We start from the raw sequence: 24,007 nt of genomic DNA, 5'->3' as shown, positions 1-24,007 counted from the left end.
TGACCAGGGGCAAGGGTACCTGGACTGGTTCGCCTCAACTGCTTCGCGGACTGACGATGTGTCCGAGTGACTTCAAGCCGGTATCCGGTGGCGCTGGCTGCGTCTCGCCGCTGGCCACCGTCACGTACAGCGCTTCGAGGGCGAAATAGAGCAACGGCTTCGAGGCGCGCTCATCACTCAATTGAACCTCGGGAAGGCGTCGGATTCGTGACACGATACTCAGGCAACGACACGCGATCCGGGGGTAGAAGTTGACACGGGTGAGTGCCGACGAGCTCAACGAGACAGACCCGTTCGTGCAGGACGCGACAGTGCCGACCGTCGGTCAGCTGGTTACGGTGCGCAACCGAAACTGGGTAGCGACGGCGGTGGAACGCTCCTCGATCGCGGTCGAGCAGCCGGGTAGCCCGCTGCTCGCCGAAGCGCAACACCTGGTCTCCCTGGTGTCCGTGGACGGCGATGCCGGCAACGAGGAACTGCGCGTCCTGTGGGAACTTGAGCCCGGTGCGACGGCCCGCGAACAGCACGCCCTGCCCACCCCCGAGCGTGGATTCGATGACCCAGCGAAGCTGGACGCATTCCTGGATGCGGTGCGCTGGGGCTCGGTGGCGACGGCGGACAAGACGCTGTTGCAGGCGCCGTTCCGGTCCGGGGTCAAGCCGGAGGACTACCAGCTCGACCCGGTGGTGCGGGCGCTGCAGATGCCTCGCACGAATTTGCTTATCGCAGATGATGTCGGTCTCGGCAAGACCATCGAGGCGGGCCTGGTGATGCAGGAGCTGATGCTGCGTCACCGGGCGCGCACGATGCTGATCGTGTGCCCGGCATCGCTCACCTTGCAGTGGCGCGATGAGATGCGGGACAAGTTCGGCCTCCTCTTCAAGATTGTGGATGCGGAGCTGCTGAAGGAACTGCGGAGGTCACGTGGCCTGTACGCGAACCCATGGACGCATTACCCGCGGCTGATCGTCTCAATCGACTGGCTCAAGCGGGAGCGGCCCCTGGCGCTGCTGCGCTCGGTTCTGCCGACCGTGCCCCAGTATCCCCGCACGTTCGACCTCCTCGTCGTCGACGAGGTGCACACCTGCGCACCCTCGGGCACCGGGAAGTACGCGGTCGATTCGCAGCGCACGACTGCCATCAAGACGCTTGCCCCGCACACCGAGCACCGGCTGTTCCTGTCCGCGACCCCGCACAACGGCTACCTGGAATCCTTCACCGCGTTGCTGGCACTGCTCGACAGCCACCGCTTCGCCCGCACTCTGGAGCCCTCGGAGGAAGCCAAGGCACAGGTGATGGTGCGGCGGCTGAAGAGGGAGCTGCCGCCGAACTGGGACGGCAGCCCACGATTCCCGGAACGGGATCTCGGGCATCCCCTGGAGGTCGCCTACGACGCCGCTACGCGCGACGCGTACGCGAAACTCGATCAGTACGCGCAGTCGCGCAGAGAGACGATCTCCGGGCAGGTCGCGCTGCACGGCATCGCACCGAGCCGGGCCGCGGACTTCGTCGTCACCTTGCTCAAGCGCCGCTTCCTGTCCAGCCCGAAGGCGTTCGCCAACACGGTGGAGGCGCACCTGACGACGATGCGCGCACGGGAGCGACACAACGAAGCTGAGCGGGACTACGACCGCAGTGCCTACTCAGCGGCGGAGAAGATTCTCGCCAGGATGATCGATCAGCTGGATGAGACGGCCGAGGACGATGCCGCCTTCGAGGATGCGGCGCAGGAGGCTCTTGCTACCGCCCGCCGGTTCGCCCCGCCCCTTTCCTCCGCCGAGCAGAAGCTGCTTGAGGAACTACGTGACTGGGGGTTGCGCAACTCGGACAGGGCCGACAGTAAGTTCACCGCGTTCCTCGACTGGCTGCGAGGCATCGTGCAGCGCAACGGTCCCGGCGGGATGCAGGGCGGCTGGGATGGCGACCGGGTCATCGTATTCACCGAGTACCGCGACACCCAACGCTGGCTGCACGAAAGACTGATCAGCGCCGGGGTCCCGAGCGAGTCCATTGCACAGCTCTACGGCGGACAGGACCGCGACGAACGGGAGCTGATCAAGAACGTCTTCCAGGACGACCCCGAGGTCGCCCCGGTACGGATCCTGCTCGCCACCGACTCCGCGAGCGAGGGTATCAACCTGCAGAACCACTGCCACCGGGTACTGCACTGGGAGATCCCGTGGAACCCGAACCGGCTCGAGCAGCGCAACGGCCGGGTGGACCGACACGGTCAGACCGCCTCGAAGGTCGAGATTGTGCACTTCGTACCCCAGGGGTGGGACGGGAACCGCGAGGAGGACACCGGCTTCGCCGAGGGAACCTTGGAGGACGCCATGGCGTTCCTCGGTGTTGCAGTACGCAAGGTCGACCAGATCCGCACTGACCTCGGCAGCGCGGGAGAGGTGATCGCCAGCCAGGTCGAGCAGAAGATGCTCGGCAAGCGCTCCAGTTGGCAGACCACCGACAAAGAGATCAAGAGCCTGGCCGGCAAGGCCGTACTCAAGATCGAACGGAATCTGGCGCACGACCTGCAGCAGGCGCAGGAGCAGCTCACCCAGACCCGAACCGAGCTGAACCTGAACCCGGAGACCATCGAGCGAGTAGTGCGTACCGCCCTGCGCCTGGCCCACAACAAGGACTTGATCGACACGCCTTCGCCCAAAGGTGTCAAGGCACGCTGCTTCAAGCTCCCGAATCTGAAGGAGGGATGGGCACAGGCCCGCAACGACGGCCTACGCCACCCGGTGAGCGACAAGGAGCGCCCGGTCACCTTCGACCAGTACTACGCCGGACGCACTGACGTAGTACTGCTGCACCTGAACCACCGCCTGGTCGACCTGTGCCTGCGCTTGCTGCGTGCCGAACTGTGGTCCCAGGACGAGCGCGGTGCTCACCTGACCCGTGTCACCGCGCGGATCGTGCCCGGCGACCTGCTGCGCAACCCGGCGGTGATCGCGCACGGCCGCGTCGTGATCACCGGAAACCGCGGTGTGCGCCTGCACGAGGAGATCGCCTTGGCCGGCGGCTTGATCGAACACGGCAAGCTGACCGTGGAGAAGCACCCTGAGGTTCTGGAACGCTGGCTCGCTGCCGCGTCGCAGGACGCGCCGCCACTCGAACTCCTCGACCGGCTTGCCGGAATGTGGGGAGTGGTGGAGGCCCCGCTCGGTAAGGCCTTGGCGAGTCAGTCCAACAAGATCGCACGCAAGCAGGGCAAAGTCCTGGACAAGCGTTGCGAGGAGGATGTCACGGCGATGCAGGCGGTTCTGACCGAACTCGAACGCAACATCCTCGAGTCGCTGAACTCGGACCCGCACTGGCAGCAGGAGTCGCTGTTCACGGATTTCACAGATCCGGAACGCGCGCAGCTCAGAAAGAACCACACAGAGCTGGAAGAACGACTCGCCGCCATCCCGGCGCAGCGCGATTCCGAGGCAGCCGCGCTGCGCCACCGCTACGCCAATCCAGTCGCCCGCCGCTTCCCCGTCGCAGTCACCTTCCTCGTCCCCGTATCCTTGACCGTGGGCGCTACGTCAACCCAAGCAGGACGCTGATGCCGCCACGTACCCGCTTCCCGAAGTCGGGCCAGCAGGCCCCCATTGACCAGCACGCCGAATGGCTCAACCTGCTGCGCCCGGAAGGCCCCTTCCTCTCCGCGAAGATCCTCGCCGAAGCGTTCCCCCAGGGTCTTGGCGTCGTAGAGACCGCGCTGCGCGCCCGCATCCGCCAGGCGTGGGCCGAGCTACAGGCTGATCCGGCGACCTTGTGCTCCGCCTGGCAGCATCTGGTGCTGGAGGAACTGCTCGGCTACCAGAGCCAAGCGCTGCGTCAGGGCTCGATGCTGCCCAGCGAACTGACCCAAAGTCCAGGCACAACTCCCGACGCCCTGCTGATGGGCCCGGCCGACCCGACCAGCGGCCTACCGGGTGCGGCCGAACGCGCCCTGATCTACCGGCGGCCTTGGGAGGAATCCCTCACCCGTGCGCGAAAGGGCATGCCGTCGCTGGCCGAGCAGGCTGCCGAGCTGTGCCGCCGTCGCGCCGTTCCGCTTGCATTGCTCAGCAACGGCCGCCAGTGGGTCCTCGTCCATGCTCGACCCACCACACCGACCTCCGTCGCGGTCTTCGACGCGGACACCTGGTCCGAAGAACAGCTACTTCTGCGAGCCTTCGCCTCGCTGTTGGGTATCCGCTGTGCCGCGATCGCGCCGAGGGACCGCGAGGGCAAGGACACTGACTCCCTGGCCGCCCTGTTCACCCGTACCGCCGACGACACCACCGCCGTCACCAAGACGCTCGGCAAGCAGGTCCGCGCAGCCGTCGAACTGCTCGTCGCGGAATTGTCCCGCCTCGATCGGGAGGCCGACGGCGCTGTCCTGGACGGCGTAGCCCCGCGCACCGTCTACCGCGCCACGCTGACCGTGATGATGCGCATCGTCTTCCTCCTCTACGCCGAGGAACAGAGCCTGTTGCCCGCCGACGACGAGTTGTACGCGGACTCCTACTCGGTCGCGAAGCTCTATGACCGACTCGACCAGGACGACGCGACCATCGCGGACCGCGGGCAGGCCGCCTGGCCTACATTGCTTGCCACGTTCAGGGCCATCCACGGCGGCGCTCGGCACCCGGATATGTGGATCCCGGCGTATGGCGGATCGCTGTTCGATCCGGCTCGGTTCCCATGGCTGGAACGGCTGAAGGTCACAGACCGCGTCGCCTACGCCATGCTCGACGCGCTCATCAAGCTCAAGCGCACCTCGCCGTCCGGCAAGGTCACCTCGACGGAACGTCTGTCGTACAAGGGCCTCGACGTCGAACAAATCGGCCACGTCTACGAGGGCCTCCTCGAACACTCCGCTCTCCGACTCGAAGAGACGCGCCTCGGGCTCAAGGGCAAAGCCGGCCTCGACGCCAAACTCACCGACCTCGAAGCCTGGCAGGCCACCGGGCGCCTCCAAGCCGAACTGGTCAAGGCAGCGGGGCTGACACCAGGACAGTTCGCGTCGGCACTCGTAATCGAACCGACGAGCACCGATGTCGGCAAGCTCGACGCAGCCTGCGACAACGATCCAGAACTTGCCGCCCGTGTCCGGCCGTTCTTTGGTTTGCTGCGCTCCGACTTGCGCGAAGAGCCGATCGTCCACCCTGCTGGGACCGTCATCGTCACCCAGGTCGGCGACCGGCGCGACCAGGGTACGCACTACACCCCACGTGCCCTCGCCGAAGAGGTCGTTCTGCACACGCTCGACCCGCTGTGCTTTTCACCCGGATCCCCGGATGGCATCCCCCGGCCATCCAATGGCATGCAGCCCGCCACGTGGGAAGTGCGTTCGGCTGCGGAACTCCTGGCGCTCAAGATCCTTGACCCCGCGATGGGTTCCGGGGCCTTCCTAGTGTCCGCGTGCCGGTACCTATCCGAACGCGTCGTCGAGGCTTGGGAGCGCGACGGTTTGCCCAAGGCGGTCAACATACGCCTCGGGGAACAACGAGAGGATCGTGACGCGCTGCTCCTCGAAGCCCGCCGCCTGGTCGCCGACCGCTGCCTCTACGGCGTCGACATCGACGAAATGGCCGTAGAACTCGCCAAACTCAGCCTCTGGCTAGTCACTCTCGCCAAGGGCCGCCCGTTCAACTTCGTCGACCACGCCCTGCGATGTGGCGACTCGCTGATCGGGTGCCTCACTGCTGATCAGATCGAGTCGTTCCATCTCAATCCGAGTGAAGGCCATCGTCTCAATGCCCGTCTCACCGGGGAGATTGACAAGATCACCGGACCGTTGCTCTCCCGGGCTGCGGAGCTGCGCCGTGACATCGAGGAACACGAGGTCTTCGACATCCGCGACGCGCAGGCAAAGGCTGCGAAGCTCGCCGAGGCCGAAGCGCTGACCGATCAGCTACGGCTTGCGGCGGATGCGGTAGTTGCAGCGAAGCTGTCTACCGCGACGGCCAAGTCTGATGAGGACTACGCAGACCGACTCGCTGCCATTGCCGACCTCGTTGAACAGGCCCTGCTAGGAGACAAGCCTGCCGAAATCGAGGCCCGCGGCATCATCGACGGCTGGCTCCTTGGCCCCAGCGGCGGATCCCGCGTTGTCCCCCTGCGTCCGCTTCACTGGCCACTTGAATTCCCGGAGATCATTGCCGACCCCACTCGCGGCGACCTTCGCTTTGATGCCGTGGTCGGGAACCCACCGTTTTCGGGCGGCAAGATGCTCGGCGGCCGGATTGGTACCGACGCGCACGCCTACGTTGGCGAGGTCGTGTCGCGGGGTTTTACAGCGGGTGGACGTGCCGACCTGGTTGCCTACTTCCTCTTGCGGGAAGTTGCTCTCGCGCCGCGTGGACGTGTGGGAATGATCGCAACTAAGACCATCGCGCAGAACGAGACTCGCCAGGTCGGATTCGATCAGGCAGTCAAAAGCGGCATAAGAATTTATCGGGCAATCAAGTCACAGCCATGGCCGGGTGAGGCGGCAGTGCATGTTGCGCTGGTTTGGCTCGGCAAGACAGGAGGCAATGAAGAATCTGTTCTCGACGGCACGAATGTAGTAGGTATCGATCCGAATCTGACACGGCCATCGCGGATTTCTGGCAATCCAAGTGTACTTAGCTCATTCGCGGGGAAATCCTCTCAAGGCTGCTCATTGAGCGCCAAAGATTTCCTTCTCGAACCAGTAGAGGCACAAGCTCTGATCACCAGGAATGAACGCAACGCCAAGGTCATTTTTCCTTATCTGGTCAACGATGAAGTAAACAATCGCCCAGACTCGTCGGCGACGCGCTGGGCGATCGACTTCAACGACATGTCTCTCGCTAGCGCTCGGGGTTTCCCTGAGGTGTTTGCCCTTCTAGAGAGTCGTGTTCAACCATCGCCCGCATCTGACACGGGAGCGGCCACACGTTGGTGGCAGCATCACAGGCGGCGCCCTGAGATGCGCCAAGCCATCGCGAACCATGACCACGTCCTCGTGATTGGCCGCCACAGCAAGTACGGCCTTCCGAGCATCGTCGCGAATGGTCAGGTCTACTCCGATTCGCTGGTCGTTTTCTTCACATCCGACTCAGCTGCCATGCTCGCGCTTCTGACCAGTACTTGGCACTTCAACTGGTGGACCGTCAAGGGTGAGTCGACGATGAAATCGGACCCGCGGTACACTCCCTCCGCCGGATTCGACACGTTCGCACAGCCGGATCTCACCTTCCGTATCCGTACTGCTGGCAAAGAACTGTACACCCAACGTCGAAGCATCCAGCTGGCGCGGACACCACAGCTCGGGATGACTGATCTATATCACGAGGTCCATAACCCAGCGAACCGAGATTCTGATATCCAGCGGTTGCGTGAGATCCATGTCGAGATCGATGAAGCCGTCGCCGAGTCCTACCTCGCACATGCCCTCGCTGTGCAGTTCGGGTGGACGCCACTCGATCTGAATTACGAATTCCACGAGACAACTCATGGTCTGCGTTGGACCGTTGATCCGGACGTCCAGATCGAGATGAACGACCGGCTGCTCGAGCTCAACCACGCCCTGTATAACGACGAAGTCCGCCGCGGTCTCCACAACAAGAAGGGCAGCGCCAAGATCAAGATGATCGCCGCCCCCACAGAGACCCCCGATGGCGCACTGTTCTAGCTGTCCGCGAGTCGGTGATCGGCGCTGGTAGCGCCGATCACCGATTCCAGCTCGCGTATGGCTCGTGTCCTGGCGATGATCTACTCGCCCTGTCGGTGTCGCGCCCTATCGTGGTGACGCATGAGTGATGAGTTCCCGTCGGCGACATCGAGCAGTCCCGTCCTCGCTGTCCCCGGTCCGGGCGCGGTGCGCGACGAGTTGGCCCAGCTGGTGGTTCGGGACCTGCTCGGACCAGTGGGCGGCGATGAGGAAGAGGTTCGAGACGCGCCGACGGATTGGTACGTGCTCGGTCGGCTCGCGCCGAACGGCACCACGATCGTTCCGGAGGAACTGGACGCCTCGCTTGGTGACAGCGAACACCAGAGTGCGGACGAGGGGTCCCCGGATGCGGATGCACCTAATGTGCCGAGCCTGAGCCCCTCCTCAGTCGGGTTCACCGCGCGGGTGCGTGGGGATACCGATCACCTGGAAGTGACCGGGACCTGGGCGCGCTATGTCCGTGAGCACTCGACGGATCCGAGCGTCGAGAAGCTGATCTGGCGGCGCAAGCCGCACTCCGGCCGTGTCCAGGTCAAGCTGGTCGAAGGCCTGGTCGACCCGGTGGTGCTCGATTCCAACGACGAGTCCAAGGACGAGCACGTCGTACTGCGTGGGCGAGTACGCCGCTTCCACCACGACTGGCTGGTCACACTGTTCCTGGTAAACGCGACCGAGACCGACTCCAAGTCCGCACTGCACTGGGTGTTCCAAGCCGAACTCGCGGCGGCCGGGGTCAACGGTGCGGCGGTCTTCCTGCCTCGACACGAGCCAGGCTCTGGCGGAGATAGCGCAGACCGGCGCGAGCAGCGTCGGCTGGCGATGGCGTACCGGTTCAGCCCCGAGTTCGTGGTCGGGCACGCGACTGGGGTGCATGCGACGGCGAGTGAAGCCGATCCGATGACAGCGGTTGCGGTCCAAACGATGGCCGCGCCGGCGCATGACATTGCGCAGACCGATGCGCCGTCGTTCGACAGCGATCCGGACCTGCCGGAATTGGCCGACCTGCTGGTGGATATGAAGCTGCTCGCCGAGCGTGAACCACAGCAGTTGCGGGCGGGGCTACAGCCGTTGGTGGCCGGCTACCGGGCGTGGATCGAGCGGGCCGAGGCACGGATCGGCCAGGACGGTCAGTACCTCAATGACGAGTACGCCGATCAGGCAAGGGACACGCTGACCGAGGCGAAGAAGGCGGCCGACCGGATTGAAGCGGGGATCGAGCTGATACTCGGAAATCCCCACGCCCTGGCCGCGTTCCGGTTCGCGAACAGTGCGATGCACCTGCAGCGCGTCCACACACGGGTTGCCGCCACTCGCCGCCGTGACCAAACCCTCGACGTCGATGTGGTGTTCAGCGACGAAGATAGACCGCACAACAGGTCTTGGCGTCCGTTCCAACTGGCGTTCCTGTTGTTGAACCTGCCCGCGCTGACCGATCCGGCACACCCGGAACGAAGTACCGGGGCTGAGGCGGTGGCGGACCTGCTGTGGTTCCCCACCGGTGGCGGCAAGACCGAGGCATACCTTGGCCTGACCGCATACACCCTTGCCATCCGCAGGCTGCGGCCGGACCTTGGCGGGCTGGATGCGCGCGACGGGGTCGCGGTCCTGATGCGGTACACGCTGCGACTTCTGACCATCCAACAGTTCCAACGTGCGACCGCGCTGATCTGCGCCTCTGAGGTGCTGCGCCGCCAGGACGAAGCGCAATGGGGCAACGTGCCATTTCGGATCGGTCTGTGGGTCGGCGGGAAGGTCAGCCCTAACACCACCAAGAAGGCCGAGGATTGGGTCAAGGACGTACGCCGGGCCAGTGGCCGGCCAGCGCAGGCCTCCGGCTCCCCATATCAGCTCACTAGTTGCCCGTGGTGCGGCACGAAGCTGGAGAAGGGCCGCGACGTTGACGTCGATATGACCCTTCGCCGCACGTATCTGCGCTGCCCGGACCTGTTCGTCTGCCCGTTCGGCGGCGGCGACCCGAACGGCGAGGGCCTGCCAGTCGTAGTGGTTGACGAGGAGATCTACCGGCTGCTGCCGAGCCTGGTGATCGCAACCGTCGACAAGTTCGCACAGTTGACCTGGAACGGACGTACCCAGGCCTTGTTCGGCCGGGCCTCGCGACGCTGCTCTCGGCACGGGTACGTCACGGCCCAGATTGCCGATGAGGACTGGGAAGCCAGCAGGCATCTGGCGGAGGGACGCCATCCTGCCGCGACGCTCACCGCAGCCCCAGAACTTCGCCCGCCGGACCTGATCGTGCAGGACGAACTGCACCTGATCTCCGGTCCACTCGGTTCGCTGACCGGTCTGTACGAGGCCGCCGTGGACCGGTTGGCCACCTGGGAGTGCGCGCCGGGCAAGTCGGCACGGCCGAAGGTGATCGCCTCGACAGCCACCGTGCGGCGTGCCGAACGGCAGATCCATGCCCTGTTCGACCGGCGTACGGAGGTCTTCCCGCCGCAGGGCCTGGAGATCGACGACAGCTTCTTCGCCCGGCAGCGGCCCACCGATTCGCATCCGGGTCGTCGCTACATCGGGATCTGCGCTCAGGGGGTGCGTACGAAGTCGACGATGATCCGGGTGTACGTCGCCGTGCTCGCCGCGGCTCAGACCGTACACAAAAAGTACGGGCGAAACTCGGTGACCGACCCGTACATGACGCTGGTCGGCTACTTCAACAGCCTGCGCGACCTCGGCGGCATGCGCCTTTCGGTCGAAGACGACGTCTCCACCCGTCTGGAGCGCATCAACGAACGTGGCCTGTCGCGGCGTTACGACCTCAGGCTCGAGGAGCTTACCTCGCGCCTGAGTTCGGAGAAGATCCCAGACATCCTCGAGCAGCTGGAGTACACCTTCCCCCGGGCAAACAAGCTGACGCCGATCGACGCGCTGCTAGCCACGAACATGATCGCCGTCGGCGTCGACGTATCCCGCCTCGGGGTCATGGTCGTAGCCAATCAGCCAAAATCCACCGCCGAGTACATCCAGGCCACCAGCCGAGTCGGCCGGGCCGCCCCAGGCCTGGTCTTCACCGTGTTCAACTGGGCCCGCCCGCGGGACCTGTCGCACTACGAGACCTTCGAACACTTCCACGCCACCGTGTACCGGCACGTCGAAGCCCTCTCGGTCACCCCGTTCGCGGAACGCGCCATAGACCGCGGACTGACCGGGGTGCTGGTGGCGCTGGCCCGCAACCTGACGGCTGGAGACAACGGCAACCTCGGCGCGCAGACCTTCGATACGCGTGGCAGCAAAGCCGACCACATCGTGCGCTATCTGGAGCGCCGTGCGGGCGACGTAGCCACCGATCGCGCTGTGGCGACGCGGGTACGCGAGGAACTGGACAGTATCCTGGACCTGTGGGCGCGCGAACAGCGCCGCCCGGCGTCGCGACTGGCCTTCGACGCCAAGGGCAAGACCGACGACATCGTCGCGCTGCTCCATAGCCCTGACTCCGGCCCGTGGAAGCGTACGACCTGTCCGACGTCGCTGCGCGAAGTCGAGCCGGGTATTCGGCTGGTACTGCGGAATGCGCCGGGCGGCGCCGACGACCATGACGAGCATCCGTTCCTCCCGCGCCAGAACCCGGACGCCGAAGATGGCGGACACGAAGTGGACCCCGCATGAACATCGCAGCAGACGGTTCCCGGGCAAGTGAGTTGCGCGTTGGGGAACTGAGGCCCAGCCAACTACTGCACACCTACGGGGTCGGCGCGGTCGCGGACCTGCCGAACCTCTCGGTGATGATCCTGGGGCTCGACGAGTGGGAGTTGGACAAAGCCGCGATCGTGCCGGAGGAGCGGCTCCTCGCGGCGGTGCGCAGCAAGATCGGTGCTCAGGTGCGGAACCTGCGCATGCCGCCGTACACGCCGGAAGACTCGACCGATTTCACCGGAGCCTGGACTCGGGTCGGAGTACCGGTAGCGGTATTTCCCGGCTGGCTGCGCTGCACCGACAACCGGTGCAACCGGCTCGCCCCGGCCGACTCCGGGTTGTTCCACTTGCTGCCCAACAACTTCGCGCCCGACCAAACCCGCTACGTACACTCGTGCCGCGATTCCGGGCGCAAGCGGCCGACCGCGGTGCCGGCCAGGTTCGTGTCCGCCTGCCCGGCCGGACACGTGGACGACTTCCCCTGGATGTACTTCGTCCACCGCGGCGCGCAGTACGGGGCGGACCACACGCTGAAACTGGTCGAGCGCGGTACTACCGGCGAGGCGGCGAACATCTTCGTCGAATGCTCCTGCGACGTAAATGCCAGGTCCATGGCCGAGGCGATCGGGACGCGCAGTGAGCAAGTACTCCCGGCCTGCCGGGGCCGACACCCGCACCTTGGAACCTTCGAACCGTGCACCGAACAGACCCGCACCATGGCGCTCGGCGCAACGAACGGCTGGTTCGCGATGCAACTGCGGGTCTTCTCCCTCCCGCGCGCCGACGACCCGGTGGACAGCGCTGTGTCCGAACACTGGGCTGCCCTACGGGTGGTGGCACCGCTGCCCCGGGAGACCGCGCGCGAGCTCCTGCCCACCCAAACCGTGTGGCCCCAGCTTGAGCGCTTCGGCACCGACCAGGTCTTGGACGCAATCGTCCGCCACCAGCACGCGAACCAGGCCGCTCAGGCGGAGGATGCCGACGCGCTGGATATCGCCGGGCCGGAATGGCTCGCGTTCACCGGGCGACCTCAAAACCACCCCGACTTCAACGTAAGTGACGAAGCCGTGCCAACCGCGCATCGCGATTGGCTGACCCAAGTACGACTCGTCAAGCGGTTGCGTGAGGTATCAGCCCTCTACGGGTTCAGCCGGATCGATGCACCGGAATGGGGCTCGGCGACCAGCGGCGGCCTGGTAGTGGAGGAGCACCGCGCACCCCTGTCCAGCGGCGCACCGACCTGGGTGCCGTGTGCGGAGACCCGCGGCGAGGGGATACTCCTACGTTTCGACGAGCAGCGGGTCGCCACCTGGGAACAGGACCTGAACGTCATCCGGCGCGCCAACACTCTGATGGAGGCACACCAAAAGTGGTGCGCCCAACGCCGAACCGATGCCGACTGGCCGGGCATCCGTTACCTGTTGCTACACACCTTCGCTCACGTCCTCATCCGCGAGTTCGCCCTCGAATGCGGGTACGGTGCCTCCGGAATCGGCGAGCGGATCTACGCCCGCTCCGGGGACGACCCAATGGCCGGGATCCTGCTGTACACCGCAGCCCCCGACAGCGAGGGAACCCTCGGCGGCCTGGTCAGCCTCGGCGGTCAGCACCGGCTGGGCGCCTTGATCGAGCAAGCGCTCGAAGCCGCGCGCTTGTGTGGCTCGGATCCGCTGTGTGCCGACCACAACCCGATCGCCCATGGCCGGCTGCACGGCGCGGCCTGCCACGCCTGCCTGTTCGCCGCGGAGACGTCCTGTGAACGCGGCAACCACTTCCTGGATCGTGAACTACTCGTCGAAACGTTCAGCGGTCGACCAGGCGGGTTCTTCACGACATGACCGGCCACGATACGCATCAAGTCGCGGCCTCCTTGCCCGAAGTGCTCTCCGAGCTCGTCGCCAGCCTCCCGGAGACGCACCTCGCCGCCTGGATCAAGGTTTTGCGCACGGTCGGCCACCCCGACGCATGGACCGAGTCCCACCTCGTCGCTGCGCACCCCGGCGCGGGCCTCGCACCGCGTGCTGCGCTGCTGTTGGCATCTTGGAAGGCCAGTGATCCTCAACCTCCAGGCCAGGCGTTAGCCCTGGCCCTCGAAGCCGCCAGCACCCGGTACGAGACGGACCTGGCCGTTCACCATGTCGAAATCGCCGTCTCCGGCCCCGTGAGCGACGCGGTTCCCATCAGGCTGACCGCGTCCGTCGCGATCCAGGTGATACGGGCGGCCACCAGCACGCTTCTGGTCACCAGCTACGCCGCGTTCGGCATCCAGGAGATCGTCAGCGAGATCAGGGCGGCGGCAGACCGCGGTGTCAGTGTGGACCTGGTCTTTGAGACCGCACGCTCCTCCGGCGGCAGACTGCATGGGGGCGATGACGGCCGCACCGCCTTCCACGATTTGCGTTTCCATCCGGATGTGCGCCTCTGGCAGTGGGCGAACAATGAGCGCCAGGGTCCCGGCGGCCGACGCGGCAGCATGCACGCCAAAGTCATTGCTGCCGATCGCGGCACCGTTCTGATCGGCAGTGCGAACCTCACCGACAACGCGTACAGCGACAATCTGGAGATCGGCGCGGTCATCCGCGACCCCACAGCTGTCGCCAGTCTCGTCGATCACTTCAGGACCCTGATGAATTCAGCGAACGGTCCCTTGATCCGACTGCCATGGGCGCCATGATGAGTCCAACCAGTTCGGCGTGCGCCATGTCGAGGTAGCTGGCACGGCCCGGTATTCAACAGAGGCGTGATCCCAGCTCGTCTGGTTCCGAACGTCGGCGTGTCAGCTGCGGATCCTCCCGCGCCGTCCCGTCCGAAGGTGCCGCGATGCTCATGTTCGGGATCGACCGGCACAGGTTCACCCACACAGCGACCGCAGGCAGCAACGTCGACCAGCGCACCTGCGGGGCGTCTCATGCTCCGCATTAGGCCGCTCAACTGCAACCACTCCGACCCGGTTCTGGTTGCGGTTCTGGTTGCGGTTCTGGTTGCATTCACCGCCGTACGGGAGCGTTCACCAGTCGACAGGCTGGGCACTCCTATGCAGGTCAGGACGTCGGCGAGGCTATCTGAACCGGCAGATGAACCATTGGAAAGCGTGTTGGGTTCACACCCTCACGAGTTCGAATCTCGTATCCTCCGCCAGCCTGAACAGGCAAAACGTTGCCCCCGGTCGCTCTGCGGCCGGGGGCAACGTCGTTGTCGGTCTCGGTTCTGCTCTCGCTTGCAGCGCATCACCCCCTCGCTTCCGTCCCCGGCCTTCGCCCGCCGAGCCGGCGCCGGGCGCGCCTGCGGCACCGCGGGTTGCGGCGTCATGCGGCGTGCAGGAGCCGGGCGAGCCAGTCGGTGCGGGTGCGGCGGGCCGTGGCCGAGATGTGAGCCTGCGGATACAGGGCGTCGAAGCCGTGGAAACCGCCTGCCCAGACGTGGAGTTCGGCCTGTCCGCCGGCCGCCCAGATCCGGGTGGCGTAGTCGGTGTCCTCGTCGCGGAACACTTCGGCGGAGCCGGTGTCGATGTAGGTGGTCGGCAGGTTCGAGAGATCGTCGGCCAGCGAGGGTGAGACATACGCGGGTACGTCGTCGTCGGCGAGGTCGCCGAGAACGCAGCGCCAGCCGAAGTCGTTCATCTCGCGAGTCCAGACGCCGGGCCCGCCGGAGTACTGGCGGCTGGAGGTGCTGGTGTTGCGGTGGTCGAGCATGGGGCAGGTCAGTATCTGCGCGGCGATCGCCGGAGTGCCGAGGTCGCGGGCCAGCAGGGTGACGCCGGCCGCCAGGCCGCCGCCCGCGCTGGCTCCCGCGACGATGATCCGGGCGGGATCGACGCCCAGTTCCTCGGCGTGTTCGGCGACCCAGAGCAGTCCCTGGTAGCAGTCGTCGACGGGGACGGTGCCGGTGGCCTCGGGTGCCAGCCGGTAGTCCACGGACACCACGACCGCGCCGAACTCGTCGAGCCACTCCAGCGGGATGTCGATCTGCGAAAAGCGGTCACCCATCACCATTCCGCCGCCGTGGATCCAGTACACGCAGGGCGCGGCGGTGGTGCGGTCGGCGCTGCCGGGGGTGAAGACCGACAGGGGTATCGGAGTGCCGTCCTTGGCGGGCACGGTGACCTCGCACCGGTGGACCCGCCGGTCGGCGAGCAGGGACTCGACCGGCGTCGAGGGGTACTGCCGCAGTTGTGCGAGCAATTCCATGGTGAGCTCGGGCATCAGCGGCATGTCGGAAAGGAGGTCGCGCAGTTCGGGGTCCAGGGCGGGGCGCGCTGTGGTCATGGTCGTCGGCCTTTCGCGGGGTGGTGCGGGGGCGTTCGGGCGGGATTTCGGGTGGAGCGAGGGCCGCCTCGGCAGCGCCGGGGCGGTCTCCCCGGGCCTAGAAGGCGGCCTTGCCGCAGACCGGGACGTAGTCGGTGTTCTCCGGCTCCTTGGCCAGCAGTCCGCCGATCCGCGCCACGATCGCCTGGGCGGCCTCGCCGGCGAACGTCCGGTGGTGGTCCTCCTCGCTGGTCCATCCCTCGGTGACGTGAACGACGTCGGGGTCGGAGGCGGAACGCGAGACCAGGTAGACGACGCAGTACTCGCTCGCGCCGGGGCTGCCCTCGTCCAGGCCGGTCGACAGCAGATCGACCAGCCGGTCGCCCATCCCGGGAGCGGCGGTCAGAGTGGCGTTGAATCCGTAGTTGGCAATCATGGGGAGCCTTCTTCGTTTCGGTGGAGTGGACCGCTTCCATTCAATGCCCCTGACCTGTGGAAACGTTAGAAGGATTCTCTTCCGCTCTTGCACGATCCTCCCGAACCTGGGAATGCTTTCGCGCATTGCTGCTGAAATGGGCGCATGCCCCTCGATGAGTTCCGCGACCTGCTGGCCCGGCACGCCCGCCCCGACTGGACCACCGCCGTCGACGGCGTCCTGATCTCGAAGGTCGACCGGCCCGACCCGCCCGCGCCCTCCATGTCCGGCACGGTCCTGGCGGTCATCGCCCAGGGCGCCAAACGGCTCGCGCTGGGAGACCGGGTCTACGAGTACGGCCCGGGGCAGTACCTGGTCGCCTCCGTCGACCTGCCCGTCACCGGACAGTTCACCCAGGCCGACCCCGGCCGCCCGGCGCTGGGTTTCGGGCTCGTCCTCGAACCGTCCGCCGTTGCCGAGCTCCTGCTGCAGGCCGGCCCCGGAGACATGCCCCGCACCGGCGGAGGCCCGCCGTCGGGGATCGCCGTCAGCAATGCCCCGCCCGCCCTCCTGGACGCGGTGGTCCGGCTGCTGCGCCTGCTCGACGAACCCCGCGACCGCGCCGTACTGGCCCCGCTGATCAAACGCGAGATCCTGTGGCGCGTGATCACCGGCGAGCAGGGTGCGACGGTGCGCCAACTGGGCATCGCCGACAGCGGCCTCAGCCATGTCTCACGCGCCGCACGCTGGATCCGTGAGCATTACGCCGAGCCCTTCCGGGTCGAGGACGTGGCCCGCCTGTCCGGCATGAGCGCCTCCGCGTTCTACCGCAACTTCCAGGCGGTGACCGCGATGAGCCCCATCCAGTTCCAGAAGCAGATCCGGCTCCAGGAGGCACGACTGCTGCTGGCCACCCACCCGGGCGACGTCGCCGGGGTCGGCCGGCGCGTCGGCTACGACAACCCGTCGCAGTTCAGCCGCGAGTACCGCCGCCGGTTCGGCGCGCCCCCGGGCCGGGACGCGGTCCGCCTGCGTAACGCCGCCCGCACCCCGGCAAGCATCATGCTGTAAGCACGGTTGGGCAGAACGGGAGAATCATGCAAGGAAGAGCGAGGATAGTTCTACTGTTTTCCCAGTTCAGAGCGATTCAATGGGATCACTGAAAGCACCGCCGAGCAGGAATGAACATTCCAGCCTGCGGATCCCACCACATCGCAAGGGGCACAGCATGAACACCGTTCTGATCACCGGGACCTCGTCCGGCTACGGCCGCGCGACCGCCCTCCACTTCCACGCGCAGGGGTGGAACGTCATCGCGACGATGCGCAGCCGGCGTCCGGATGTCCTGCCCGAGTCGGACCGGCTGCGCATCGTCGAACTGGACGTGACCAAGCCCGACACGATCACCACCGCGCTCGAGCTCGCCGGGCCGATCGACGCCTTGGTCAACAACGCGGGCGTCCCCTCGATCAGCGTGTTCGAGGGCACCCCGATGACCCGCGTGCGGGAGGTCTTCGAGACCAACACGTTCGGCGTGATGGCCACAACGCAGGCGGTGCTGCCCCAGTTCCGCGAGCGCGGATCCGGCGTGGTGGTCAACGTGACCTCCAGCGTGGTGCTGGGCCACATGCCCCTCTCGGCCGTCTACAAGGCGAGCAAGGCGGCCGTCGAGGGGTTCACCTCGTCCCTCGCGCTCGAACTCGCACCCTTCGGCGTACGGGCCAAGACGGTCCAGCCGGGCGCCTGTCTGACGACGAACTTCGCGGGAAAGGCCATGGACGGCGGGCCGCTGGACGAGCTGGTCCCGTCGCCCTACACGCCGTTCGCAAGGAAGGCCATGGCCGACTTCACCGGCCAGGATCTGTTCACTCAGGAGAGCGACGTCGCCGAGACGGTCTGGCGCGCCGCCCACGACACGACCGGCCAACTGCGTTTCCCGGCCGGCCCCGACGCCGTCCTGCTCGCCCAGGCGACGTGACCAAACCGGATACGCGCTCACGTGCACCGGCGTGGGGCTGTCCGAGACGGGCTTGGGGAGACTCGGCCCGCTGGGCGCGGCGGCCGTCTTCATCCGCCGGCAGTGGCGCTGTACGCGCCTTCCTCCCAGAGCTGCCACAGACCGCCCGCAGCATCACCGAGCCGTAAGGGCGCGGCCCCGAGAACCTCAGGGGCGCAGGAGAGGCTGTCAGCCTGATCAACTGCAATCAAGAGCCACCACCCTGGTTGCGGTTCTGGTTGCATTCACCGGCGTACAGCGGCGTTCGCGAGGCTGCCAGCCGTGTACTCCACCACAGGTCAGCACGTTGGCGAGCGTCGCCGGATCAGCAGATGACCCCTTGGAAAGCGTGTTGGGTTCACCCCCTCACGAGTTCGAATCTCGTATCCTCCGCCGGTAGAAGGCCCGGACCGCACGGCGGCCCGGGCCTTCGTCGTGTTCGGAAGCGGGGCGCGGTGGTGTTCGGTCAGACCGGATGCCTGCGGATCCGCCAGAAGGCAATGGCGGCCAGGACGGCCGTCAGGGCGGCGAAGAGAGCCGTCTCCAGGTACTGGAAGGTCCAGTAGCGGTCGGCCGGCTGCTCGGCGATCTCGACGTGGACGTCGCCCTTGGCCAGGCAGGTGGGCAGTTCGGAGAGCGAGCTGTGGTCCATGCAGTCCTGGAACCAGGCGGTGTGGCCGACCTCGTTGCCTGCGGAGTCGAGGATCGGGCTGGTCTCGACGACCCAGGGCCCGCCGGGGATGCGCAGGCCGCCGATGTCGCCGTAGGTGCCGATCTTCGTCAGCCGGCCGATCAGGTCGGCGGTGAGCGGCACCGAGGTGCGGACCGGCGCTTCGTAGTGCGGTCGGACCAGGGCGGGGACGGCGATCTGGAGTGCGGCGAAGACCACGAGCGTGGCGGCCATGGCGGGCACGGCACGGCGGAGGACCAGGCCCAGGGTCGCGCCCAGGACGGAGGCGAAGGCGGCGTAGCCCAGCGGGGCGAGATTGCGTGAGGCGAAGAGCGCCGGCTCGAAGCGGTTGTTGAGGACGCTTGTCACCGGCCCGGTCGCCCAGGTGAGCAGCAGGCTGTACAGGCCGGTGGTGGCGACGCTCAGCAGGCCGACCAGTCCGAGTTCGGCCGCGAGCCACCGGCCCCGGGTCACGCTCTGGTTCCACACCAGCTGGTGGGTGCCGGCTTCCAGCTCCCGAGCGATCAGGGGCGCGCCCCAGAACACGCCGATGGCACCGGGGACGGCGAGCAGCAGGTAGCCGAGCAGGTCGGTCCGGAGGCTGTAGTGGTCGGCGAAGGCACCGAGCGGTCCCGCGCAGGCGTCGCGGGTGGCGCAGTGGGCGAGGGTGTCGTCGTACGCGTCGTGGATCTGCCCGCCGAGTACGACGAGATAGGCGGTCAGGAGCACGAGTGCCCCGAGGCCCACGAGGGCCTGGGCGCGGAACTGGCGCCAGGTCATCCAGATCATCGGTGAACCTCTGTACCGATCGGGGTGGGTTGGGGGCCGGACTGCTCGGCCCTGCCGAGGTGGGCGAGGACCAGTTCTTCGAGGCCGAGGTCCGCCGTGGTCCAGGGGCCACCGGCCGGCAGAGCGCGGTCGGCGCGCACGACGGCGGTGCTCTCGTACTCGGTCCGGTCGGTGCGCAGGATGATCTCGGCACCGACGGGCAGGGCCGCGAAGTCCGTACGACGGGCGGTCACCCGGACGTGGCCCGCGAGCAAGTCCGCCACATCACCGGCCAGTTGGACGCGTGAGCCCGCCAGCACGATCAGGTGGTCGCACACCCGCTCCACGTCCGGGAGGGCGTGGGAGGAGAGGATGGCGGCGGCTCCGAGTTCGGTAACGGACTCCATCAGGTGGTCCAGGAAGGCGTGCCGGGCCAGTGGGTCCAGAGCGGCGGCGGGCTCGTCGAAGATCAGCAACTCGGGCCGTTTGGCCGCGGCGACGGTCAGGGCGAGTTGGGCACGCTGGCCACCGGAGAGCCGGCCGGCCTTCTGCCGGGGGTCGAGGTCGATCCGGGCGAGCCGGCGGCGGGCGAGAGCCGCATCCCAGCCGGGGTTGAGTCGGGAACCCATCCGCAGGTGGTCGGCGACGGACAGGTGCGCGTAGACCGGGGTGTCCTGAGCGACGAAGCCCACCTTCGCCAGGTGGGCCGGCCCGGTCGCGGGGGTGTCGCCCAGCACGCGGATCGTGCCCGAGCTGGGCCCGATCAGGCCGCAGGCCAGTTGCAGCAGGGTCGACTTGCCGGCGCCGTTCGGGCCGACCAGCCCGATCACCCGGCCCGGCGGGACGTTCAGGTCGACGTCGGCGAGCGCGTGGTGGCGGCCATAGCGCTTGCCCAACTTCACGGCTTCGAGTACCGGTGTCATGGTGCTCCCCCGGTCAGCCGCGCCGGGCGCGCTTCGTGCGCCGCCCCAGGACGAGGCGGTACACGCCGTAGCCGAACGCGATGAGGACGGCCAGATTGAGCGCCCACCAGGCGTAGAGCAGCGGGCTCCGCTCGGTCTTCTCGGCTTGGGCGGCCGCCGTGGCGAGCAGGGTGGGTGCGGAGATGAGATCAACCATGGGGCCCAGCCTGCGGAACCCCGCTGACCGCCACAGCAGCCGAAGGTACGGTCTGCTGGTCGCCGAGTCGTACTTTCGGCCGGTTCGAGGCCTGCGGAGATCGCCTAGCGTGGCCCGGGTGAGTTCAGCGAAGCGCCCGACGGCGCTGGTCAACACGGCACTGGGGCTGATGTTCGCCCTGGCCCTGGTCGCCATGGCCGCCCAGTACGCGGCCCAGGACCGGGTCTGGGCCTTCGACGCGGCGGTCGGCACCGTCGTGTGCCTGATCGCGCTCGGCCGCGGGCGACACCGCGGCTGGGCGGCGGCCTTCGGGCTGCTAATGGCAGGCGCGGCAGCGGTCGTTGCCCGGTTCACCCACCTGCCCGGTGAACCCGGAGCCGCCGCGGTGCTGGGGCTGCTCGTCCTCGGCGGCTCCGCCGTCCGGGCGCTCGCCTGGCGACAGGCGGCCGCCGTCGCGGTGGCCGGGTTGGCCCTGATGGCGGCCGGCCTGCTGACCGTCGAGGCGCCGAGCACCCCGTTCCGGGTGGGGATCGAGGTCTGGACCCTCGCGCTCGGTGCCGGGCTCGGCCTGCGCTTCCTGGACCACCGCCGCCGGGCGACCGCCGAGGCGGTTCGTCAGGAGGAACGTCTCGCCCTGGCAAGGGAGTTGCATGATGTGGTCGCCCACCACATCACCGGCATGGTCGTCCAGACGCAGGCCGCTCGGATCGTGGCCAGGCGTCGGCCCGAGAGCCTGGACACCACTCTCGCCGGTATCGAGGAGGCAGGCGGCGAAGCGCTTGCGGCGATGCGGCGGGTGGTCGGCCTGCTGCGCGACACCGACGACGTCGCCACCACAGCCCCCACGGCGCCCGGCCCAGAGCAACTGGCCGAACTGGTCCGGCGGTTCGACGGGCACGGCCCCGAGGTGAGCATGCGGCTGCCCGCCAAGTCGGCGCCCTGGCCGCCCGAGGTGGCCACCACCATCCACCGCATCGTCCAGGAGGCTTTGACCAACGTCGCCCGCCACGCCGCATACGCTCGCACCGCCATCGTCGACATCGTCGAGGGTCCGGAGACCGTGACCGTCACGGTCACCGACGACGCCCCGCCCGGCCGTACTCCGCGCAAGCACCATGGCGGCTACGGCCTCATCGGTATGCGCGAGCGGGTCGAGGCACTCGGCGGCCACCTGTCCGCCGGGCCCGGGCCGGACACCGGGTGGTCGGTCCGCGCGGCCCTACCCGTTCCGGCAGAAGAACCCCGTTGAGCATCCGCGTCCTGCTCGCCGACGACCAGGCGATGATCCGCGGCGGCCTGCGCCTCATCCTGGAGGACCAGGACGACATCAGCGTGATCGGCGAGGCCGCCGACGGCGCCGAGGCGGTCGAACTCGCCCGCCGGCTGCGACCCGACGTGTGTCTGGTCGACATCCGCATGCCCTGCCTGGACGGCATCGACGTCACCCGCGCCCTGTCCGGCCCCGGCGTCACCGACCCGCTGCGGGTGGTCGTCGTCACCACCTTCGACCTGGACGAGTACGTCCACGGCGCACTGCGCGCCGGGGCGGTCGGATTCGTCCTCAAGGGCGCCGCGCCCGCGCTGCTCGTCGAAGCCGTCCGCGCCGCGCACGCCGGCGACGCGCTGATCTCCCCCTCCATCACCCTGCGACTGCTTCGCAACCTCGCCCCGACCCGTACGACGCCCCTCGCCCGACCCGCCCAGCCGCTCTCGGCCCGCGAGACGGAGGTGATCCGGGCCATCGCGAGGGGTCGCACCAACCGGGAGATCGCCGCCGCCCTCTTCATCACCCTGAGCACCGTCAAGAGCCACCTGGCGACCATCCAGAACAAACTCGGCGTCCGCAACCGCGTGGAGATCGCCGCCTGGGCCTGGGAGAGCCGCCTCATGGACTCCGCCGGAGAAGGTGCCTGAGGTCCTGCCGCGGTCTCGGTTCTGGTCTCATTCATCGTCGTTCAGGCCGGTTCAATCGCCTACCCGGAGACTGGAGAGGCACAGGTCAGAAGGTGGATGCACCCCGCAGGACAACGCTGCGCAGAATTGGAAAGCGTGTTGGGTTCACCCCCTCACGAGTTCGAATCTCGTATCCTCCGCCAGCCTGAACAGGCAAAACGTCAGCCCCGATCGGATCGCCGATCGGGGCTGACGTCGTCTTGGTTGCAGTTGACCTTCGGAACAGGCAGGCCGTTGACGAATCGGCCGATCACGGGTGCACCGCGAATCGGGTGATGAACGCCTGCTAGCCGTTCTGTCAGCACTCGCATCGGGATTCGGTCGTCAAGGTGCGGCACAGGAGCAGCCCCCGTCCGAATTCGGCGTCCGGTTCTCGACGGGCTGCGGCAGTGTTGGCGGGCCGGCACGATTACCCAGAACGGGCGTCGGCCGTGTGGGTGGTCACCAGGACCGCGCTTGTCGGGTGGCCGTGGACAGAGACGTCGGTGGTTCGCTGATCACCTCGGCGACGTCGTCCTCGTGGGCGCCGCCGACTCGTGCCTTGGCTGCGGCCTGCTCACGCGCGGTCTGTACGGTTCTTCGGGCAGGGAGCCAACGCGCCGCCGCTCACACCTGAGCCGGTCCCGTCGGCTTCGCTTCTGGGACGAAAGGTCAGGTGCCGAGAATTCGGCTTGCTCGGGCGTGCGGGGGTTTTTCCAGGTCGAGGTTGTCGCCGCGTGTGGTGGTCTGCGGGTAATGACATCGCGCTGCGCACGGACCTCTTGGAGGTGGCCGAGCGCTACGACAACTCACCTTCCGCTGGATCACTCGCCGACACGGATCAATTCCTGACCCGCGTCACCATGGCTGCCGACCACGCCCGAGTCGGACGCGTTCAACGCGAACTCCGCATCCCGCAGGCCGAGGCCGCGACCCTGATGGGCCAACTCGTCTGGGACGCCTCGCAACGTTCGGATCACACCACGGCCCACAGACCGAAGAAGTCGCGATGATCAAACTTTCGGATGCTGAGTGCGTCCTGGGCACGGGCCCCAACGCACAGCTTCGGCCGTCGCCTCGGCCGCAGCAGCGGCATAGCCGAACGGGAGATCGCGTACGTGAAAGTCGAATGATCGCGCCGACGCCTGGCGGGAAGCGGTAGAGGTACACGTCGTCGAGCCTGCCGTCGAGCAGCCGGTCACGCCCGTCGCGGAACGCACACCGCCGGGCCGTTGGCCTGCGGTGCCCCATGGCTCACGCGAGGACGAGGGCGAGCGTTTGAGTGACCACTGCGGCAAGCGTGACGCCGGCGGCGAAGGTGGTTCCTGCTCGCATGAGAGCAGTGGGGCGGGTGGCGCCGTCGAGACGGGCGAGCACGCCCGCAGCTACTGCGGCAAGCAGCGCGAACGCAACAACGAGAGCAACGGCGACGAGAACGAGTGCGAGGTGGGTCACGATAATCTCCCAGGAGGGGGCGGGACTTGGCGAACTCACTTTCCCGGGAACGGTGTTCACCATGGTTCGGCCGGACAAAGAC

At 67.2% G+C, this 24,007-nt stretch carries 16 protein-coding genes; 10 read left to right on the top strand and 6 right to left on the bottom strand.

Features of this window, described 5'->3' with window-relative positions; genetic code table 11:
* The first annotated feature begins 260 nt into the window (after nt 1-260).
* The 5 genes from drmD to drmC all read left to right on the top strand — a co-directional run bounded on the left by drmD (nt 261) and on the right by drmC (nt 14,000).
* Nucleotides 261-3,554, top strand: a complete 3,294-nt coding sequence (gene drmD, locus ACFZBU_RS27205; RefSeq protein WP_391586295.1) for a DISARM system SNF2-like helicase DrmD — start codon at nt 261-263, stop codon at nt 3,552-3,554.
* Nucleotides 3,554-7,636, top strand: coding sequence for an Eco57I restriction-modification methylase domain-containing protein (locus tag ACFZBU_RS27200; protein WP_391586294.1), 4,083 nt, complete (start codon nt 3,554-3,556; stop codon nt 7,634-7,636). The genes drmD and ACFZBU_RS27200 overlap by 1 nt, the downstream gene beginning before the upstream one ends.
* 120 nt (nt 7,637-7,756) lie before the next feature.
* A complete protein-coding gene (drmA, locus tag ACFZBU_RS27195) occupies nt 7,757-11,299 on the top strand; it encodes a DISARM system helicase DrmA (protein ID WP_391586293.1) in 3,543 nt (1,180 codons plus the stop codon).
* Nucleotides 11,296-13,164 carry a DrmB family protein gene (drmB, locus tag ACFZBU_RS27190; RefSeq protein ID WP_391586292.1) on the top strand — a complete coding sequence of 623 codons (1,869 nt, stop codon included), beginning with the start codon at nt 11,296-11,298 and terminating at the stop codon, nt 13,162-13,164. Before drmA ends, drmB begins: the two co-directional genes overlap by 4 nt.
* Nucleotides 13,161-14,000: a DISARM system phospholipase D-like protein DrmC gene (gene drmC / locus ACFZBU_RS27185; protein WP_391586291.1), complete on the top strand. Its 840-nt coding sequence runs from the start codon at nt 13,161-13,163 to the stop codon at nt 13,998-14,000. Before drmB ends, drmC begins: the two co-directional genes overlap by 4 nt.
* A gap of 631 nt (nt 14,001-14,631) precedes the next feature.
* On the opposite strand, the gene ACFZBU_RS27180 is transcribed toward drmC, so the two are convergent.
* Nucleotides 14,632-15,591 carry an alpha/beta hydrolase gene (locus tag ACFZBU_RS27180; RefSeq protein ID WP_391586290.1) on the bottom strand — a complete coding sequence of 320 codons (960 nt, stop codon included), beginning with the start codon at nt 15,589-15,591 and terminating at the stop codon, nt 14,632-14,634.
* 97 nt (nt 15,592-15,688) lie between these two features.
* Entirely contained in the window at nt 15,689-16,006 is a 318-nt protein-coding gene (locus ACFZBU_RS27175; protein WP_391586289.1) for a putative quinol monooxygenase, read from the bottom strand.
* A 144-nt stretch (nt 16,007-16,150) separates the two neighbouring features.
* Between ACFZBU_RS27175 and ACFZBU_RS27170 the strand changes: the two genes are divergently transcribed.
* Complete coding sequence (locus ACFZBU_RS27170; protein WP_391586288.1) at nt 16,151-17,056, top strand: AraC family transcriptional regulator N-terminal domain-containing protein; 906 nt, start codon at nt 16,151-16,153, stop codon at nt 17,054-17,056.
* A gap of 157 nt (nt 17,057-17,213) precedes the next feature.
* On the top strand, nt 17,214-17,963 hold the full coding sequence (locus ACFZBU_RS27165) for an SDR family oxidoreductase (protein ID WP_391586287.1): 750 nt from the start codon (nt 17,214-17,216) through the stop codon (nt 17,961-17,963).
* Between the two features lie 484 nt (nt 17,964-18,447).
* Here ACFZBU_RS27165 and ACFZBU_RS27160 read toward each other — a convergent pair whose 3' ends face one another.
* From ACFZBU_RS27160 to ACFZBU_RS27150, 3 genes are read right to left on the bottom strand one after another with little or no spacing between them, the layout of a single operon-like run.
* Nucleotides 18,448-19,440, bottom strand: coding sequence for a hypothetical protein (locus ACFZBU_RS27160; RefSeq protein WP_391586286.1), 993 nt, complete (start codon nt 19,438-19,440; stop codon nt 18,448-18,450).
* Entirely contained in the window at nt 19,437-20,342 is a 906-nt protein-coding gene (locus ACFZBU_RS27155) for an ABC transporter ATP-binding protein (RefSeq protein WP_391586285.1), read from the bottom strand. The genes ACFZBU_RS27160 and ACFZBU_RS27155 overlap by 4 nt, the downstream gene beginning before the upstream one ends.
* A gap of 13 nt (nt 20,343-20,355) precedes the next feature.
* Complete coding sequence (locus tag ACFZBU_RS27150; protein ID WP_391586284.1) at nt 20,356-20,538, bottom strand: hypothetical protein; 183 nt, start codon at nt 20,536-20,538, stop codon at nt 20,356-20,358.
* Nucleotides 20,539-20,656: 118 nt separating this feature from the next.
* On the opposite strand from ACFZBU_RS27150, the gene ACFZBU_RS27145 reads away from it, so the two are divergent.
* From ACFZBU_RS27145 to ACFZBU_RS27135, 3 genes are all read left to right on the top strand, one after another.
* Nucleotides 20,657-21,787 carry a sensor histidine kinase gene (locus tag ACFZBU_RS27145; RefSeq protein ID WP_391586283.1) on the top strand — a complete coding sequence of 377 codons (1,131 nt, stop codon included), beginning with the start codon at nt 20,657-20,659 and terminating at the stop codon, nt 21,785-21,787.
* Entirely contained in the window at nt 21,784-22,452 is a 669-nt protein-coding gene (locus ACFZBU_RS27140; protein ID WP_391586282.1) for a response regulator, read from the top strand. Before ACFZBU_RS27145 ends, ACFZBU_RS27140 begins: the two co-directional genes overlap by 4 nt.
* Nucleotides 22,453-23,207: 755 nt before the next feature.
* Entirely contained in the window at nt 23,208-23,483 is a 276-nt protein-coding gene (locus ACFZBU_RS27135; RefSeq protein ID WP_391586281.1) for a hypothetical protein, read from the top strand.
* Nucleotides 23,484-23,724: 241 nt separating this feature from the next.
* On the opposite strand, the gene ACFZBU_RS27130 is transcribed toward ACFZBU_RS27135, so the two are convergent.
* Nucleotides 23,725-23,925: a hypothetical protein gene (locus ACFZBU_RS27130; protein WP_391586280.1), complete on the bottom strand. Its 201-nt coding sequence runs from the start codon at nt 23,923-23,925 to the stop codon at nt 23,725-23,727.
* Nucleotides 23,926-24,007 lie beyond the last annotated feature (82 nt).

The organism is Embleya sp. NPDC008237, assembly GCF_042956465.1.
In the GTDB taxonomy this organism is placed as follows: Bacteria; Actinomycetota; Actinomycetes; order Streptomycetales; family Streptomycetaceae; genus Embleya.
Note: the sequence above shows the minus strand (reverse complement) of the source record. Positions and strands in the feature narration are given on the sequence as shown.